At 58.8% G+C, this 17,192-nt stretch carries 20 protein-coding genes, 1 tRNA gene and 1 pseudogene; 6 read left to right on the top strand and 16 right to left on the bottom strand.

What is annotated here, in order from left to right:
- The 9 genes from D8U73_RS26635 to D8U73_RS26595 form a co-directional block, all read right to left on the bottom strand.
- Positions 1 to 555, bottom strand: a 555-nt coding sequence (locus D8U73_RS26635) for a DUF3300 domain-containing protein (RefSeq protein ID WP_130906202.1), incomplete at its 3' end; no start/stop codon positions are given.
- Positions 556 to 766: 211 nt separating this feature from the next.
- Positions 767 to 2,506: a dipeptidase gene (locus tag D8U73_RS26630; protein WP_130906201.1), complete on the bottom strand. Its 1,740-nt coding sequence runs from the start codon at positions 2,504 to 2,506 to the stop codon at positions 767 to 769.
- 161 nt (positions 2,507 to 2,667) lie between these two features.
- Positions 2,668 to 2,967: a hypothetical protein gene (locus tag D8U73_RS26625; protein ID WP_056856594.1), complete on the bottom strand. Its 300-nt coding sequence runs from the start codon at positions 2,965 to 2,967 to the stop codon at positions 2,668 to 2,670.
- A gap of 109 nt (positions 2,968 to 3,076) precedes the next feature.
- Positions 3,077 to 4,033, bottom strand: coding sequence for an MBL fold metallo-hydrolase (locus tag D8U73_RS26620; RefSeq protein WP_056856902.1), 957 nt, complete (start codon positions 4,031 to 4,033; stop codon positions 3,077 to 3,079).
- A 22-nt stretch (positions 4,034 to 4,055) separates the two neighbouring features.
- Entirely contained in the window at positions 4,056 to 4,244 is a 189-nt protein-coding gene (locus tag D8U73_RS26615; RefSeq protein ID WP_130906200.1) for a hypothetical protein, read from the bottom strand.
- A 17-nt stretch (positions 4,245 to 4,261) separates the two neighbouring features.
- Positions 4,262 to 5,386, bottom strand: coding sequence for an ATP-binding protein (locus tag D8U73_RS26610; protein WP_241668550.1), 1,125 nt, complete (start codon positions 5,384 to 5,386; stop codon positions 4,262 to 4,264).
- A gap of 37 nt (positions 5,387 to 5,423) precedes the next feature.
- Positions 5,424 to 6,242 (bottom strand): alpha/beta hydrolase, encoded by an 819-nt coding sequence (locus D8U73_RS26605; protein WP_130906203.1) that lies wholly within the window; start codon positions 6,240 to 6,242, stop codon positions 5,424 to 5,426.
- A gap of 335 nt (positions 6,243 to 6,577) precedes the next feature.
- Positions 6,578 to 7,345, bottom strand: a complete 768-nt coding sequence (locus D8U73_RS26600) for a metallophosphoesterase (RefSeq protein WP_130906199.1) — start codon at positions 7,343 to 7,345, stop codon at positions 6,578 to 6,580.
- Between the two features lie 60 nt (positions 7,346 to 7,405).
- On the bottom strand, positions 7,406 to 8,812 hold the full coding sequence (locus tag D8U73_RS26595) for an aldehyde dehydrogenase family protein (RefSeq protein WP_130906198.1): 1,407 nt from the start codon (positions 8,810 to 8,812) through the stop codon (positions 7,406 to 7,408).
- 395 nt (positions 8,813 to 9,207) lie between these two features.
- Here D8U73_RS26595 and D8U73_RS26590 point away from each other — a divergent pair.
- Both D8U73_RS26590 and D8U73_RS26585 read left to right on the top strand, forming a co-directional pair.
- A tRNA-Gln gene (locus tag D8U73_RS26590) sits at positions 9,208 to 9,282 on the top strand.
- A 154-nt stretch (positions 9,283 to 9,436) separates the two neighbouring features.
- Positions 9,437 to 9,829, top strand: coding sequence for a GFA family protein (locus D8U73_RS26585; RefSeq protein ID WP_130906197.1), 393 nt, complete (start codon positions 9,437 to 9,439; stop codon positions 9,827 to 9,829).
- 42 nt (positions 9,830 to 9,871) lie between these two features.
- Here D8U73_RS26585 and D8U73_RS26580 read toward each other — a convergent pair whose 3' ends face one another.
- Positions 9,872 to 10,939, bottom strand: a complete 1,068-nt coding sequence (locus tag D8U73_RS26580; protein ID WP_056856588.1) for an alpha/beta hydrolase — start codon at positions 10,937 to 10,939, stop codon at positions 9,872 to 9,874.
- 304 nt (positions 10,940 to 11,243) lie between these two features.
- Between D8U73_RS26580 and D8U73_RS26575 the strand changes: the two genes are divergently transcribed.
- The 4 genes from D8U73_RS26575 (at position 11,244) to D8U73_RS26560 (ending at position 13,736) form a co-directional block, all read left to right on the top strand.
- Positions 11,244 to 12,170: a Gfo/Idh/MocA family oxidoreductase gene (locus D8U73_RS26575; protein WP_056856587.1), complete on the top strand. Its 927-nt coding sequence runs from the start codon at positions 11,244 to 11,246 to the stop codon at positions 12,168 to 12,170.
- 119 nt (positions 12,171 to 12,289) lie between these two features.
- Positions 12,290 to 12,448: a DUF2986 domain-containing protein gene (locus D8U73_RS26570; RefSeq protein WP_130906196.1), complete on the top strand. Its 159-nt coding sequence runs from the start codon at positions 12,290 to 12,292 to the stop codon at positions 12,446 to 12,448.
- Positions 12,449 to 12,490: 42 nt separating this feature from the next.
- Positions 12,491 to 12,991 carry a GNAT family N-acetyltransferase gene (locus D8U73_RS26565; protein ID WP_130906195.1) on the top strand — a complete coding sequence of 167 codons (501 nt, stop codon included), beginning with the start codon at positions 12,491 to 12,493 and terminating at the stop codon, positions 12,989 to 12,991.
- 49 nt (positions 12,992 to 13,040) lie between these two features.
- The gene (locus D8U73_RS26560) at positions 13,041 to 13,736 is read left to right on the top strand and encodes a tRNA (adenine(22)-N(1))-methyltransferase TrmK (RefSeq protein WP_130906194.1); all 696 of its coding nucleotides are present in this window, start codon (positions 13,041 to 13,043) and stop codon (positions 13,734 to 13,736) included.
- Between the two features lie 46 nt (positions 13,737 to 13,782).
- On the opposite strand, the gene D8U73_RS26555 is transcribed toward D8U73_RS26560, so the two are convergent.
- The 6 genes and pseudogenes from D8U73_RS26555 to D8U73_RS26530 all read right to left on the bottom strand — a co-directional run.
- Positions 13,783 to 14,343, bottom strand: coding sequence for a lipid-binding SYLF domain-containing protein (locus D8U73_RS26555; protein ID WP_056856585.1), 561 nt, complete (start codon positions 14,341 to 14,343; stop codon positions 13,783 to 13,785).
- A 209-nt stretch (positions 14,344 to 14,552) separates the two neighbouring features.
- A complete protein-coding gene (locus tag D8U73_RS26550) occupies positions 14,553 to 14,735 on the bottom strand; it encodes a DUF1289 domain-containing protein (protein ID WP_056856584.1) in 183 nt (60 codons plus the stop codon).
- 2 nt (positions 14,736 to 14,737) lie between these two features.
- Positions 14,738 to 15,094, bottom strand: coding sequence for a hypothetical protein (locus tag D8U73_RS26545; RefSeq protein WP_056856583.1), 357 nt, complete (start codon positions 15,092 to 15,094; stop codon positions 14,738 to 14,740).
- A gap of 39 nt (positions 15,095 to 15,133) precedes the next feature.
- Positions 15,134 to 16,066: a CDF family Co(II)/Ni(II) efflux transporter DmeF gene (gene dmeF / locus D8U73_RS26540; protein ID WP_056856582.1), complete on the bottom strand. Its 933-nt coding sequence runs from the start codon at positions 16,064 to 16,066 to the stop codon at positions 15,134 to 15,136.
- 19 nt (positions 16,067 to 16,085) lie between these two features.
- Entirely contained in the window at positions 16,086 to 16,361 is a 276-nt protein-coding gene (locus D8U73_RS26535; RefSeq protein WP_056856581.1) for a metal/formaldehyde-sensitive transcriptional repressor, read from the bottom strand.
- Between the two features lie 253 nt (positions 16,362 to 16,614).
- Positions 16,615 to 17,192 (bottom strand): annotated as a pseudogene (locus tag D8U73_RS26530) (arylsulfatase); the annotation flags it as partial.

The following is a 17,192-nucleotide window of genomic DNA, read 5'->3' as shown; positions in this document are numbered from 1 at the left end:
GGCCGGGGCTGGGGCAGAGGCGGGTGCGGGCGCAGGCGCTTGAACCGTGACGTTCTGATACTGGTTGCTCTGCAGGTTGCCCGCCGCCTGGGCTTGACGACGCAGGCGTTGCACGCCGTTCATCACATCGTCGGGCTGCGCCAGGAAGGCATCACCCAGGCGTTGTACCCAGACAGGGTCCTGGCCCAGCGTGGCCAGCACCTGCGGAAAGGCGACCAAGGCCTGCACGCTCGGGTCCCAGGTCTGGTTCGCCACTTGTTTGACCGCATCATCGCCCTTGGCATCCGGGTGAGCCTTGGACCAAGTGACGGCCTCGGCGACTTCGCCAGGGTAGGTGGTCGCCATCAGCACCTGCGCCAGCAAGGGATCAGGATAAAGCGCAATAGGCGCCAGCATTTGATCCAGTTGTTCTTGATTGAAAACCGCCTCTTTTACGGGCGCGGTGTCGGCAGCGTTTGCCGGGGCCGGTGCGGTTGTCTGCGTCGCTTGCGCCAGGCAAGGACCTGCGCTTAAAAGCAGCAATGCCGACATCGCGTAAAACAATGGAATACGCATTGCTCCCTCCCTGGGGTCGGGCAGGCCTTGAATGAGTGGATCAAGTTCAGCGAGGTCAATACCGACCTGGCAGGCGGCAGACCTCAATTCGTTGGCGCTTTTTAATCGTAGCAGTCAGCCGGAATTTGCCATGCCTTGCGCAACAATATTCTGAGATCTTGCGCGGTGGTGCGCAAAATGGACCCGCCAGAACGGCGGGTCCGAAGGTGCATCAGAGTTTCGGCAACTGACCGATACGGCCCATCATTTCGGTGACGATCTGCAAGTCGAGCAAAAACTGCTCGGTAGTCTTGAACTCGTTATCGTTGTGGCCGGTGTATTTGACGTCAGGCATTGCCAGGCCGAATTGCACACCGTTGGGCAGTTCGTGCACCGAGGTGGCGCCAGCGGAGGTACCGAACTTGTGTTCCATGCCAAGGTTTTCACTGGCCACGGCGAGCAGGGCCTTGACCCATTCCCCTTCAGGGTTGCGATACATCGGTTCGGCGATCGAATAGTCGAAGGCCACAGCGATGTTGCTTTTCTTGCTCCAGGCGTCGAGCTTCCCGGCGATTTCCGATTTAAGCACTTGCGGGGATTTGCCTTTCGGCACGCGCAGGTTGACCGCCAGTTTGAACGCTTTTTCATCCTCACCGACATAGGTCAGGGAAGTGGTCAGCGGCCCCATGAACTCATCGGAAAACCCGACCGCCAATTTGCCACCCAGGTAATCCAGGCCCCAGTTGTCGGCCGCGTAGCGAGCGGCGTCAGTGATGTGGTTGTGCTTGAGCGCAACCTTGCCGTCGAGGCCGTTGATGAAATCGAGCATCCTCGCCACCGGATTGACTCCGGATTCGGGCTCGGAGGAGTGCGCAGACACGCCGGTAACCGTTAGTTTGACGTCCTTGCCAACAACCTTGGCGGCGACCTCGAAGTTGCCACCATTGCGCTGGGCATATTCACTGCCGGCCTTTTGCAGGCTGGCGGCCAGTTCCGCGGGCTGGTCGGTCGCCAGCGTGGCGACCGATGTCGATGGAATCTGGTTGGTGGCCAGGCCGCCGGTCATGGCGGTGATTTCGGCACCTTTGCCTTGGCCGGCACGCTTGGCGAAGCTGGCCATGACCGTGCCGTAGCCTTTCTCGGCGATCACTACCGGATAGCCGCCATCCAGCGCCAGGTTGTAGTTGGGCGTCGGGTTGCGTTCGAAATAGTAGGGGATGGCATCGCCCGTGGTTTCTTCGGTGGTGTCGACCAGCAGCTTGAAGTTTCTGGCCAGCGGCAGTTTCTCTTCCTTGATGATCTTCATCGCGTACATCGCCACTACGATGCCGTTCTTGTCATCTTCGGTGCCACGGCCATACATGCGGTCGCCGATCAGCGTGACCTTGAACGGGTCGAGGCGGGTACCATCCTGCAAGACCCAGTTCTCCGGGGTCACCGGCACCACGTCGGCATGGGCATGAATGCCCACGACTTCATCGCCATTGCCTTCCAGGGAGATTTCATAAACGCGGTTGTCGATGTTGCGAAAGTTCAGGTTGAACGCCTGGGCAAGACTTTTGATCTTATCGGCGATCTTGATGAATTCAGGGTTGTCATGTTGTTCCACACCGTCGACGCGTACGGTCGGGATGGCCACCAGTTCCTTCAAGGTTTCGGTCGCCGCGCTGCCGTATTTCACCCGCGCATAAAGGCCAAGCAAACGATGGATTTCGTTCTGTTGCTCAGCCGTCAGTGCCTTGTTGTTCAGGAAGGCGCTGATAGCAGGTCCGAGATTGTCGGCCTTGGCGATATCGCTCTTGGCCAGGCTGCCAAGGAACTGCCGGAAATCCTTGACCGAGGCATCATTGAAAGCCTTGAGAATGATCGCACTCTGTTGCGGTGTGATGTTGGCGTGGGCAGCGGAGGTGAACGTCGACAGGCTGGCGATCATCAGTGTGGTCGCGGCCAGGTGCTTGAGTGAAAAGTCCATTGCTGGGGGCATTCCTTTGCAGGCAGTGTGTGGGAAATATCTGATCGTTTAATCAGAAACATTCCCAAGCTAACACCGCGAGCGTGTGAAACGGGAGCCCCCTAAGTGGGATCTGTCGCACAGAAATGCAAAAGCGGCGCAGAAACGAAACATCCGATTTATCAATGCTTGCATTCCGCCAGCACCACTTGGCAGGTACTTGGCGTACCACCGGACCGCCCCGCATAGCGTGCGCAATTGCTCATCGATTTCTGGCGAGCCATGTTCAGGGTGTCGCCCCAGGCCAGGCCACCCTCGCCGACAGTGGGAAGGGCTTTGGCATAGCAGGCCGAACCGATGGTTGCGGACGAATAGCGAGCCGTGGCGGTTTTGCTCGAACATCCGGCGGTGAGCGCCAGGTTGATGGCGAGCAGGCAAGGCAGCAGCCATGACGAGCAGTGGTGCGTGTGTTTACCCGTCATCGCGCTTCCCCTGTGAAGAGGCTCAGATGTGTATCGTTCAGCTTAGACGGGATCAGGCTTACCGTCCGGCCTCTATTTGATTGTAGAGGCCGGATGCACCAGCAAACGGTCAGTAATCCCAGAACGCCGCTACCCAGCGAAACGCTTTGCCGTCGATGGCTACGCGGCCAACGGAAGGAAACGGCAGGTGCGTGGCGACAAACAGTTCACCGCTCGCCGCCGCTTCCTGCATCAGTCGAACCCGAACGCGAACCGATTCCTCGGGGTCATGTTCAAAGCCGTTGTGCCAGTCGGGGTGCTCGAAGGCCACCGGAAACAGGGCGTCGCCGGCGAAGGTCAAGCGTTCGCCACCGGAGTTCACGTAGACCACGCAGTGCCCCGGGGTGTGGCCACCGGTGACTTTGGCGACCACGCCCGGTGCCACCTCGTATTGGTCTTCGAAAGTTCGCACGTTGCTGCGGTAATCGTTGATGAATTGGTTGGCGGTGGCGCGCAGCACGTCCGGCACCGGCGCCGGCATGTCGGTGTGGGTGAAATCAGGTGTCTCCCAGAAAGCGACTTCAGTCGCCGACACGTGGATGCGCACGTCTGGCCGCAACTTGTTCTTCACGTCGTCGACGAGCAGGCCGCCGATGTGGTCCATGTGCATGTGGGTAATCACCACATCGGTCACGGACCCAAGATCGATGCCGGCGGCCTGCAGGCGTTTGGGAAATTGCCCGGCCCTTGGAAACCCTGGGAACTGCCCGCCGAGGCCGGCGTCGACGAGTATCGTCTGGTCGCCGCTGCGGATCACCAGCACGTTCAGCGCCCAGTCGAACGCGTCCGGCCCGAGGAACATGTCCTTGAACCAGGCGGCGCGGGCGGCGGGGTCGGCATTGGTAGACATCGTCGAGGTCGGCAGTGGCAGCACACCATCGCTGATCACCAGCACGTCAATCTCGCCGACCCGCACGGCATAGCGCGAAGGAACCAGTTCGGTGTCAAGCAAGCCTGGCTGCTGCTGACCATTGCCTGTCTGATGTGCGCCAGCCTTTTGGGATGGGTAATCCAGATGCGTTGTCATGCTCATTCTCCGATTGCCTGGGTCAAAAAAAATCGTTGGCCAATGCCGATTGTTCGCTGCTAAAGCGACGGATCGCCTGGAGAAAGAGTGTGCATCTCGACGCACCGCGCTCGATACCATACGCAGGTATAGAACCGTAGGGCTTTAGCGTGATCGTTCCCAACCAAAGGTCGAAGTGCTGCGCGCCGGACAGCACGGTTGGCAGATTCATGGAAGATCAGCTCGGTGTTAATTCGATGGTTGGCCGTTGGCTGGGGAAACCGGCAGGGAGAACGAGAAGGTCGCGCCCAGGTTGGGCTGACTGTCTGCCCGGATGCATCCACCGTGCAACTCGATGATAGAGCGGCAGATGGACAGGCCGATCCCCATGCCATTTTCCTTGGTGGTGAAAAACGCATCGAACAGCAGCGCGAGATGATGTTGATCAATTCCCGGGCCGTTATCCTGCACCTCCACCACTGCATGACTCTCTTGCCGATAAATTCGAACTTGCAGCTCTCGGGGTGAACTCTTGTGGCCGTTCATGGCCTGCAGACTGTTCATGATCAGGTTGATCACCACCTGCTGCAGCTGGATTCGATCGCCCGACACCCAAAGCGACGGGGATGCGAACGAGCAAGCCACTCGCACCTTATGGCTCTGGATTTCCCGGTCAAGCAGGGCCAGCGAATCGGTTACTACCGATTGCAGATCGAGTTCTTCGTAGAGCGAATCGCTTTTGCGAGTCAGATCACGAATACGCTTGATGACCTCGGCTGCTCGACGCGCATTACTGGCGGCCCTGGCGATGGCGGCGCCGGCTTCCTTGAGATCGGGACTCGGGCGGTCGAGCCAGCGCTGGGCCGCTTCGGCACTGGAAGCGATCGCGGCCAGGGGCTGATTCACTTCGTGGGCAATCGACGCTGACAGCTCGCCCATCGTGGTGATTCGGCATATATGGGCGAGTTCGATTTGCGCGCGATGCAGCCGCGCTTCGACATCATGGGTATGGGCCAGCAAACTGAATTGCTCCTGAAGTTCATCGCGGGTGCGACGATTTTTCAATGCCAGCCAGGTGGCAATACCAATGGCCGTCAGACTGACAAGGCAACGGGCCAGGGCGGCACTGAACGGATGATCGAGGTGAGAAAAAAAGAACGCGGCAGCCGTCAGCAGCGCACAGATCAGTGCAACCCGACGCAGCCCGCGGATCGAGCATGTGCCCATGGCCATCATGATGACCAGGACATAAAGCACTGCCACTGCGATATCCAGTTCCGTGAGGGTATCGACGATGAATATCGCGAATGTAGTTGCCCATAGCGCCAGGCACTTTGCCCTGACGCGCGGGGAGCCGGACATGACGTTCAGCATGATCCGGCTCTTGCGATGCTGCCGCAGCCCAAGGGCATCAAGCCTTGATGAACGCCAGAAGGTCGGCGTTGATCACGTCGCCATGGGTCGTGCACATGCCATGGGGCAGGCCGGGGTAGGTTTTCAGCGTGCCGTGGCGCAGCAGTTTGATCGACAGGTGCGCCGAGTCGGCTATCGGTACGATCTGGTCGTCTTCACCGTGCAACACCAGGGTTGGCACCTCGATGTTTTTCAGGTCGTCGGTGAAGTCGGTTTCCGAAAAGGCCTTGATGCAATCGTACTGCGCCTTGACCCCGCCATTCATACCCTGGCGCCACCAGTTGTCGACGATCGCTTCGGACAGTTTTGCGCCGGGGCGATTGAACCCATAGAACGGCCCACTCGGAAACTCGCGATAAAACTGCGTGCGATTTTCCGCCACGGCCTTGCGCAAGCCATCGAAGACGTCCATCGGAATGCCGCCCGGATTTTTCGCAGTGCGCAGCATGATCGGTGGTACCGCGCCGATCAATACCGCTTTGGCCACGCGACCACGGCCATGGCGCGCCACGTAACGGGCCACTTCACCGCCTCCGGTGGAGTGACCGATGTGCACGGCATTCCTGATGTTCAGGTGCGCCATCAGTTCAGCGACGTCGGCGGCGTAGGTGTCCATTTCGTTGCCGATAGCGGTCTGAGAGGACCGACCGTGACCACGGCGATCGTGGGCGATGACACGGAAGCCCTTGCTGAGGAAAAACAGCATTTGCGCATCCCAGTCGTCGCTGGACAGTGGCCAGCCGTGGTGGAACACGATCGGTTGGCCGCTGCCCCAGTCCTTGTAGAAAATCTGCGTACCGTCCTTGACGGTGAGCATCCCCGAGCCACTGGCATGGCCGTCGCTTTTGCCCGGCGCAGCGGCGGTTGCCGATCCCTGTGTCTGCTGCGCTGCCAGCGCAGGCAGGGTCACCGCCAGGGCCGCAGCCATGGCGCCGGTGGTGATCAAGCCACGACGTGTGGTTCCGCTTGTCTCGTCAGTCATCGTCATTACTCATGTAGGTTCTGGAGGAGGGGGCGCCTGCAAGGCCCGAGTACGTTTCCACGGCTGTGGAAAATTTATCGGCCAAGCAGGGCACTGACCACCAGACATGGGTGTTTGAAACTAACGCTTTGGTATGAAAAGCGGCCGGGCGAGGGCGTGTTGCAAGTGATTCAGGCTGGCAGCTCGATGACCAACGCTTGATCAAATTCCGGGTTCTCATTGACCCCTTCTTTCGCATAGCCCCGGGCATTGCACACAACGCGGGTATCGCCCACCCGATAATCAAAGCTGCCATGGGTATGTCCATGCAGCCAAAGGGCCGGTTGCCACGCCTTGATCCGCTGCTCAAGGTCGGAGACAAAACTCGAATTGATCGGCGACGCGGCAAACATCGGGCTGATGCTTGCCCGAGTCGGGGCGAAGTGAGAAATCACCACCGTGGGCGTGGTGCTGTCGCGGGTGAAACAGTCATCCAGCCAGGCAACGGTCTGCAGAAAAATCAACTGCGACACCGCCGGGCTGAACAGGTCTGCGAAATCGGGCGAGATTCTGATGCGGCTGAAGTCCCGCACCAACGCTGTCGCCAGATCAATGCCATGCGCCCGTTCTTGCGCGTCATCGTAAAGCCGATAGTCGGACCACAACGTACATCCCAGGAATCGCACACCTTGGTGGATGTATTCCGAGCGCTCCAGCACGTGGATCTGTGTGCCTTGCGTCAACGTGCGCAACTGGTCATGGGTCGAGATCAGGTCACTGCCGTAAAACTCGTGATTGCCGGCCACATACATAATCGGGACAGGGCATGCCTTGGCCCACTCGATGGCAGCAGCCGGTCGCGAAATATCCCCGGCGAGCACGACGACATCGGCGTGCACGTCGGGAAACGGGATCGCATTGACGGACAGGTGGATGTCGGACAGCAAGGCGATGCGCATGGGTCAGCTCCTGTATTTGCAATAGAAGCTAGCGCACGAGATCGAAGCCGATCAAGCCGTTTATCCACGCACCGCCCGGGACCGCCAGACCATCATCTTCTCGACCTGCATCTCTTTCATGGTGTGAGGAATACCGCCCACGCCATGGCCGGACAGGCGCGCGCCGGCGAACGGCATCCAGTCGACGCGGAACAGGGTGTTTTCGTTGACCATCACCGCCGTGGCGTCGAGGTCCTGATAGCACTGCATGGCGGTGTCCAGGTCCCGGGTGAATACCGCCGCCTGGAAGGCATAGGGCAGGGCGTTGGCCAGCTGGATCGCATCGGCCAGGTCGTCGTAGGCGTACACCGCCACCACCGGGCCGAAGACTTCTTTCTGCATCACGTTCGAATTGATGGACGGATTGAGCAAGACAGTGGGCGCGTAGCAGTTGTTGCCGAGTGCGCGGCCACCTGAGATCAAACGGGCGCCACTGGCAACGGCGTCGTTCACCCATTGGCTGACACGGTTCACTTCACGCTCGGCGATCAGCGGGCCGACATCGGTGGTGATATCGGTCGGATCTCCCACGACCATCGCATCGCCCGATTGGCCCAGTCGCACGGCAACCTGTTCGACGATGCTGCGATGGCAGAAAATCCGCTGCACGCTCACGCAAGCCTGTCCCGCGTGCCAGAAGCCGCCACGGGCAATGCGCGGCAGGGCATCGTCGAGGTCGGCATCCGCCGCGAGAATCACTGGCGCCACGCCGCCGTGCTCCAGCGCACAGCGGGTTCCCGGGGCGAGGGTCGAACGCAACATCCAGCCCACCGCCGCCGAGCCGATGAAGCTGAAGAACCCCACCCGTGGGTCAGCCACCAGTTTGCCGGTGATCGCGTTGTCAGTCGGCAACACCATCTGCGCCCAACCTTCGGGGAGGCCGGCTTCGGCCAGGATATCGAGCAATGTCCGGCAGCTCAGCGGCGTGTTGGCCGCGGGCTTGACGACCACGGGCGCACTGACGGCAATGGCCGGGACCACTTGATGCACGATCAAGTTGAACGGATGGTTGAATGCCGAGACGGCCGCAACCACGCCGATCGGTTCGTACTGGGTGAAGGCCACCCGGTTGGCCGAGGTGGCGTTCAGCCCCATCGGGATCACATGACCGCCTTCGGTGCGCAGCACCTCGATGCAATTGAGGATGCCGTCGATGCCACGCTCGACTTCGGTGATCGAGTCCTTCAAAGGCTTGCCGCCTTCGCTGGCCGCCTGGGTGGCAATCGCCACCTTGCGCGCACCGATCAATTGGGCGGCACGCTGCAGGATTTCAATCCGCCGAGGCTTGGACAACCACTGGCTGCGGTCGCGGAAAATGCCATGGGCAACACTCAGTGCCCGCTCGACATCGGCCTCGGTGGAGACCACCACGTGACCGACGATAGCGCCATCGAAAGGGGCGTGCACTGCCAGGGATTGTTCAGACATGGGAGCTACCTCGAGTCAAACGAAAAAGGGGCGATTCAGGCTGCTGTGCCTTTCAAACCTGGCGCCAAGGTAAACGTTGGTGATTGTTTGAAAAAATGAATAATTGAGAAGCTTATGTTCAGTTTATGAGAACACCCAAGGAGCGCATTGTCGGATCTGTCGCCTTCTTGTTTCACCCCAGATATCGGCCAGGAACCACGTATCGCCTCGTCGCCAGGCTGATTGCGCGACTTGATTTGCCAGTAACTGGCTGTTTTAAATCAAATAAATGTTTAAGAAGGGCTTCCCAGACGTAACGAAAGTTGTTAAATTTCGCGCACTTTCGCAGGGGCTCTCCCAGGGCTTGCAAGCTGCGAAGTCAAAAACGAGTGCCAGGCACTCGCAGCAACAGCTACAGGGGCGTCGCCAAGCGGTAAGGCAGCAGGTTTTGATCCTGCCATGCGTTGGTTCGAATCCAGCCGCCCCTGCCATTTTTTCCACATCCAGCTTCAATCACTCGGCCAATGAGGTGCGAGTCCTGGATGATTGTCTCTGCAACATATTCATCTCTGTAGTGTCTCCTCAAAGTAGGGCGTTGGCCTGGACTCAGCGGCTTGCAAGGCTTTATTTCACAGGAGGCACGGCATGCAGCGTTTCACTGGTGGTTGCCTTTGCGGCAACGTAAGGATTGTGGCGTCGGGGCTGCCGTACCGGGTGGGTATTTGTCATTGCCTTGATTGCCGCAAGCACAGCGGCGCGTTGTTTCAGGCGTCGGCGATTTTTCCTGCGGATGCGGTGAGTGTCGAGGGTGAAACCCGCGACTACGCCGGGCGGCATTTCTGCCCGCGCTGTGGCTCGTCCGTTTTCGGTCGCAGCGGCGATGAAGTCGAAGTGAGCCTTGGGGCATTCGATGCTCCGAACCAACTGAAGCCCACCTACGAACTCTGGACCATTCGTCGCGAGTCCTGGCTGCCTGCGTTTGCCCTTGCGCGGCAGTACGAGCGAGATCGAGAGAATCCTGGCCGTGAAGAGCCGTGAAACCGCGCAGAAGCCACGGCCTCTGCGCGTTTCGGATTGCCGTCAGAGGTGATCTGCGTCAATCACAGCCTTGGCGAACGCTTTTGGATCTTCCTGCGGCAGGTTGTGGCCGATACCGCCGTTGATCAGGCGGAATTCGTATTTGCCGGTAAAGCGTTTGGCGTAGTCCTCTGGATTTGGGTGCGGTGCGCCGTTGGCGTCGCCCTCGAGCGTGATGGTCGGTACGCTGATGGAAGGCGCCGTGGCGAGTTTCTGCTCCAATGCTTCGTATCGGCTTTCACCTTGCACCAGACCCAGGCGCCAGCGGTAGTTGAACACGGTGATATCGACATGGTCCGGGTTTTCCAGCGCCTTGGCGCTGCGATCGAAGGTGGCGTCGTCGAACGCCCATTTCGGCGAAGCCAACTGCCAGATCAACTTGGCGAAGTCATGGGTGTTTTTCTCGTAACCCGCGCGGCCACGGTCGGTGGCGAAATAAAACTGATACCACCATTGCAGCTCGGCCTTGGGCGGCAAGGGGTTCTTGCCGGCCGCCTGGTTACCGATCAGATAGCCGCTGACCGAAACCAGTGCCTTGACCCGTTCCGGCCACAGCGCCGAGACGATGTCAGCCGAGCGTGCACCCCAATCGTAGCCACCGAGCACCGCTTGCTTGATGTTCAGCGCATCCATGAAGTCGATGACATCACTGGCGAGGGCAGCGGGCTGGCCGTTGCGTAGCGTTTTATCCGACAGGAAATGCGTATCGCCGTAACCCCGCGCATACGGCATCAGCACCCGATAACCCTTGGCTGCGAGCAGCGGAGCGACGTCGTCATAGCTGTGAATGTCGTACGGCCAGCCGTGCAGAAGAATCACCACCGGGCCATCGGCCGGACCCGTTTCGGCATACGCCACGCTCAGCAAGCCGGCGTTGACATGCTTGAGCGGGCCGAAGGGAGAAGGTGCCGAATAGCGGGTGCCGGCACTGGCTGCAGCGGGTTGTCCGCTGGTGGTTGTTTGCCCGTAGGCCACACCGAAAGCGCCAAGCAAGGTGAATGCGAGGATTGACGAACCCACCAGTCGACGGCGGATTTTGCCATGGGTGTTGTTCTGCAGTGCCATCTTCATCGTGATGTCTCCGTTGCAAGCCATTGGCCAAGGGTTCTGGCTGAGCCCCTTCAAACCTTGCTTGCATTTGAATGCGCTGACGTATCTGGCCTGTGTCGAATCGCTGATCAGGTGAAAGCCTGTGTATCGTGACGGGATTCAGATACACAGTGATACAGAGCGACTGCTTCGATGCGCCATGCAACAGATCTTTGAGGATAGGTCGCTTTGAACCGCCAACACGTCGTCAATGACTTCCTTGTGATTCAAACGTAATCTCGCCAGTTCGCTGATCAAAACAACACGAAAAAATCAGGAGTCATTGATGCATCCAATCCGTCTCGGTCTGGTGGGCTACGGCAAGATTGCTCAGGATCAACACGTTCCAGCCATCACCGCCAACCCCGCGTTCCAGTTGGTGTCTGTCGCCACGCAAGGGCAACCCTGCGCTGGAGTAGAGAATTTTCGGTCGCTGGGCGAACTGCTGGAAAACGGCCCGCACGTCGATGCGATTGCGTTCTGTACTCCACCGCAAGGGCGATTCGCCCTGGTTCAACAAGCGCTGGCCGCGGGTAAACACGTGCTGGTGGAAAAGCCGCCGTGCGCCACGTTGGGTGAAGCAATGGCGTTGGTTGGCCAGGTCGCCGAGCAAGGCGTCAGCGGTTTGTTCGCCTGGCATTCCCGCTACGCGCCCGGCATTGAAGCCGCCCGTGACTGGCTGGCCACACGCACCCTGCAAAGCGTGCAGATCGACTGGAAGGAAGACGTGCGCAAGTGGCACCCCGGCCAAGCGTGGATCTGGCAACCCGGCGGTCTGGGCGTCTTTGATCCGGGCATCAACGCCTTGTCGATTGTCACCCATCTGCTGGCGCTGCCGCTGTTTGTCGAGTCCGCCGAGCTGCGCGTCCCCGACAACTGCCAGTCACCGATTGCCGCTTCGATCAAGATGTCCGATGCACGTCACCTCGACGTCCGCGCGGAATTCGATTTCGATCACGGTCATGATGAGCTCTGGAGCATCGAGATTCGCTGCGCCGAAGGCGTCCTGCGACTGGATAACGGTGGCGCGCTGTTGAGCATCGACGGCGTGCCCCGGGCGGTATCGGAGGAGGGCGAGTACGCGGCGGTGTATCGACACTTCCAACAGTTGATAGGCGACAAAGGCAGTGATCTGGACCTCCAGCCATTGCGACTGGTGGCGGACAGCTTTTTTGTCGGCAGCCGGACCCTGGTCGAGCCATTCTACGATTAACGACCGTTTGGGCGAGGGCACACGCACGTGAGCCTGCAAATGGCTCACTGGGTTTCCCTGCCGTCCGGTACGTTTGTTAAAGTGACGCTCAGTTGCCCAAGAATCGCCGAGTAAAAAACATGAATCGTCAAAAGAAACTACAGCAGTTGTTCAAGGAAAAGGCGAAAAAGGCCAGTGCCAAATTGGCACCGAAAAAGCCTAAGTACATCAGTAAGGCCGACCGGTTGAAGCTGGCGGCTGAAGCCAATCAAGACCCGACGGTTCCCGCTGAGAACTGAGTTACGCAGTACTCGGAGCCTGAAACACAGGAAGTGTAATCAATGATTTCGTTTAGCGTCCGTGAACTGAAAAGTTCCGATCTTGATGCATTGTTGGCGTTCGAAGTCCGTAACCGTGAATGGTTCGAGTCGCATATTGATGCGCGCGACCCTTGTTTTTATTCGGAGCTGGGCGTGGCCGAGCATATTGAAAGCTACTTGTCCGATTTTGCTGTCGGCGCCTGGCATCCGTTTGTCATCGAAGACAGCAATAGCGAAATAGTAGGGCGGGCCAATCTGAAAAGCATCGACTTCACGACGAAGTCCGCGCAAGTGGGGTATCGGATTGATCAACGCGTTTGCGGGCAAGGGCTGGCCACTCAGGCGTTGAAGCATCTCATCCAGGAAGCGCAGGCGCGTTGGAAGCTGACGCAGCTGGTGGCTTATGTCTTTGCGCAAAACGCGGGTTCAAAGAAAGTCCTGGAGCGTTGCGGATTCCTGGCTGATCAGTCGTCGGGGAACGAGGATACAGGGGAGGAGTGCCGTTACGTCCTCTCAATTTAGAGACTTGGCTTGTTTTTGGCCGGGTTAGTCCAGATACGGAAATGCTTTTTTGAACGAACAGACATTGTCCACGCGCCTGGAGCGCGTGGCAGCGCAGGTGCCGGTAGGTGCGCGACTGGCCGATATCGGCTCGGATCACGGTTACCTGCCGGTCGCGCTGCTGCGTCGTGGCGTCATCGCGATGGCGGTGGCCGGCGAAGTGGCCTTGACGCCGTTCCGTGCGGCCGAGCGCACCGTGCGCGAGAACGGCCACGCCCGGCAGATCAGCGTGCGCCTGGCCGATGGCCTGGCGGCGATCGAGCCGCATGACGGGATTACGGCGGTGAGCATCTGCGGCATGGGCGGCGAGACGATCCGCGACATCCTCGACGCCGGCAAGGCACGCCTGAGCGGTCAGGAACGGCTGATCCTGCAACCCAACGGTGGCGAGCAGCCGTTGCGTCAATGGCTGATGGACAATGGCTATTGCATCCTCAGTGAAGAGGTGTTGCGAGAAAACCGCTTCTATTACGAAATCATCGTCGCCGAACGTGCCGAGCGGGTGCTGTATACCCCCGAGGAGCTGTACTTCGGTCCGTTGCAAATGCAGCAGCGAAGCCCGGCGTTTCTTGGCAAGTGGCAACGAATGCTGCGGCAGAAGCACAAGACACTTGGCAGCTTCGCCAGCGCGCGACAAACCGTACCCGAGGAGAAGGTCGAGGACGTCGCCCGACAGGCCCGGTGGATTGCCGAATTATTGGCTTAGAACTAACGAAGCCGCACATCTGCACGGCTTCGTGAGAACAGCCAGTTCAACGCTTGATGAGAGAAATCTTCGTACCTTCAATGCTGATCCCGGCCATCAGACCTTGCTGGTCGAAGATGAACGCGTAGGCATCGTCCTTGAGTGTCGAGCTGGAGAGGTTCTTTGATACCCCTTCATCGACTACCACGACCGTAGGCCCTACGCCGATCTCCCAACCCTTTGTGTCTGCGATGTATTTCACCGCTTTGTCGGTCATCAGGAAAACCACATATCCGTACGATTGGGCGCCTGCCTGTAGTCCCCACGAGCCGCTGACCGAGTTGTAATAGTCCTGGACCTGGTTGCCTTTCATCAGCACGCCTTCGCCGTAGCTGCCGCCGAACACAAGTCCGGCCTTGATGATTTTCGGGAAGACCAGTATGGCTTTGGCCTTTTTCGAAATGGTTTCTGAAAATGGGTTGGCCTTGTAGAGCGTTTGCAACGCTTGTCGAGAATCGGTGTTCAAGTCTTCGGCAGTGGCCGCTCCTGCATTGTTCAAGAGACTGACGGATGCCAGAGATGCAAGGGCGAAGAACAACGACAGGATGAATCGCGATGATTGAGTCATTTCCGTACTCCGAAAAGGGAGCATTGGATGGACTCAGCGTTCGACCCCTGCCGCCGGCAGGAACCGAATGCGCTGAATGTTATCCGGCGCACCCTAAAGTGTGTGAAATGCAGCTTCGCTCTTCATTGAAGTCGGCCCGAGGTTTCGGGATCGGTTGCGAGGCCATCATTGGTAGTGACCTCTGCGCATTGGCGGGGTTCCGGTTGAGCTTATCCGTGCGCCTTCTTCAGCCCCTTCAAGCGCACTTTCGCCCTTTGCACTGCGGCCATTTTTTCCGGCCGCTTCATGCGTTTCCACTTCCTGATGTCCTCCTTGCTTCTTCCACAACTCACACACAGTTCGCCGCTCAACTGGCACACCGAGATGCAAGGGTTTTCGATTTCTTTTGCCATCGTCAATTACCTTTAGCCAGACGCTTCTGCCAGTCGCCATGATGAGTGCGTTGACATTCCTCCTCAGAATCGAAGCGGACAGTGAGGTCTGATGGCGTCAGGTCGATGTTTGCCTCGTTCAACGCCATGGCCGTCAGCTCGAAGATGCGCGCCTTTGCGTTGACCTCAGCGAGTTTTTTATCGGCCTGGGTTTCGAACACCCAGGTGATCCTCAGTGTTTCAATCAGCTTGTTCAAATCGGCGGTGTGGGTGAGCCAGGTAAAACCTTTGATTTCACCTTTGGCTGTTTCGCACGCGTCGGTGAGCGTGGTTATCAATTGGCGTTCGACCCGCGCCAATTCACGTTTGCCTGGGGGCATTGGAGTTTCCTTGGGAGACAATGGAAGGGCGCTGTGCAATCAGACCGGACGAAACTCGACCGTCAGATGCCTGACTTCGTGAACCGGCTTGAGTCTTTCACGAATGCTGTCGGCGTTCGCAGTGGCATTACCCAGAACGCTGACGATGGCCGCGTGGGCTTGTGGCCCAATTCGCCACACGTGCAGGTCCGTGATGGTGGCATCCCCCGGGCTTTCAACCCGTTCGCGGATTTCCTCGGCAACGTGCGCATCTGTCTGATCCAGCAATACGCCTGCGGTATCACCCATCAAGGTCCATGCCCAACGCGCAATAACGATGGCGCCGACGATGCCCATGACCGGGTCCAGCCACACCCAGCCGAGATACCGGCCCGCGAGCAGCGCAGCAATGGCCAGAACCGACGTCAGCGCGTCGGCGATGACGTGGAGGTAGGCCGATTTCAGGTTGTTGTCGTTTCCGTGAGGGGCATGATCATCGTGGTGGTCATGGTCATGGTCATGGTCATGGTCATGGCTGTGTCCGTGGCCCAGGAGCAGGGCACTGATGACGTTGACGATCAAACCGACTATTGCAATGAGCGTAGCGGTGCCGAACTGAACTTGCGTTGGCTGCAACAGGCGCAACACAGATTCAACGCCTATGGTCAGGGCTACCATGCCGAGAATCAGTGCCGAGGCGAACCCGCCCAGGTCTCCGACTTTTCCCGTGCCGAAGCTGTAACGCTGGCTGGTAGCGTGACGTCTGGCGTATCCGTAAGCGAGCGCCGCGATGCCCAAGGCGCCGGCATGGGTGGCCATGTGAAAGCCATCGGCGAGTAACGCCATCGAACCTGTGATGTAGCCAGCGATGATCTCGCCAACCATCATCACCACCGTCAGCGCCACGACCCAAAGCGTGCGCTTGGCATTTTCGTCGTGCGCTGAGCCAAGGAACACGTGGTCGTGCGCGTGATTAATGTGGGTGCTGCTCATGAGCCTGTACCTGCGTTCTTCACTTGGAGTAACGGCGAATCGCTTCAAGAAGCTCTTCGACGCCCTTGTTACGCGCCTCTTCACTGAGTGCCGGGTTCGCGACGTGCTCCCGGGCGTGGTCTTCAATGATTTCTTCCATCAGCCCGTTGATGGCTCCGCGGGTGGCGGCGACAAGGTGCAGCGTCCTGGCGCAATCGAGATCAGATTCCAGTGCCCGCTCAACGGCCTGAATTTGTCCGGCGATGCGTTTGACGCGCTTGAGAAGATCGTCTTTGTTGGCTGCGATATGACCCATTGGATAACCCTCGATCCGTATTGATCGAATCATAGGTATACCCCCTATACCTATACAAGGGCCATTCAGCGGAGATTTGCCTACACATCATCGACTGGAGGTGGTGGCTACTGACAGATAACTTGCTGGTTGCAGGGCAAGGCACTGCGTTTACTCATAGGCAGAGGCATGGGGCACCCAGCAGAGGTGGGTCCCCCACGTATAGCCGCAGCAAAAGGCCGCCGCCGACCGCCAGGTCGACGGCGGCCTTTGCTCATGGCTTGGCTTGTGCTTTGGCTTTCTCTTCGATTTTCGCGTCGACCACCGCGCGAATCTGGTCGATGCTGAAGCTGGCCGGTTTCTGGCTGGGCGGGTACTCGATGAAGGTCTGCAGGAACCTTGCGGCCTTGGCCACTCCCGCTGCCAGCAGGTAGGAGTTTTTCACGGTCCAGTCGTAATACTGGTCAGACACGATGTCCGCCCGCTCATAGGGGTCCATCCGCAGATTGAACAGTTTCGGCACGCGCAACGGCACGAACGGGCTGCTCCAGACCGTGAATCCACCGGGATCGCGTTGCTCGGCGAAGACCACTTTCCAGTTGTCGTAACGCATCGAGACCAGCACGCCATCGTCGTTGAAATAGTAGAACTCCCGGCGCTCGCCTTTAGGCTGTTGCCCGGTCAGGTAGGGCAATTGGTTGAAGCCGTCCAGGTGCACTTTGAAGTTGGTACCGCCGGAAGTCGGTGCCCAACCTTTGAGCAGCTTGTTTTTTACATCGGCTTCACCAGCCGCAGCCAGCAGCGTCGGGAACCAGTCCATGCCCGAGAACATCTCGTTGGACACTTCACCGG

Source organism: Pseudomonas sp. Sample_22, from assembly GCF_004307635.1.
Classification (GTDB): Bacteria; Pseudomonadota; Gammaproteobacteria; order Pseudomonadales; family Pseudomonadaceae; genus Aquipseudomonas.
The sequence above is the reverse complement of the archived record's forward strand: the minus strand, read 5'-3'. Positions and strand labels throughout refer to the sequence as shown.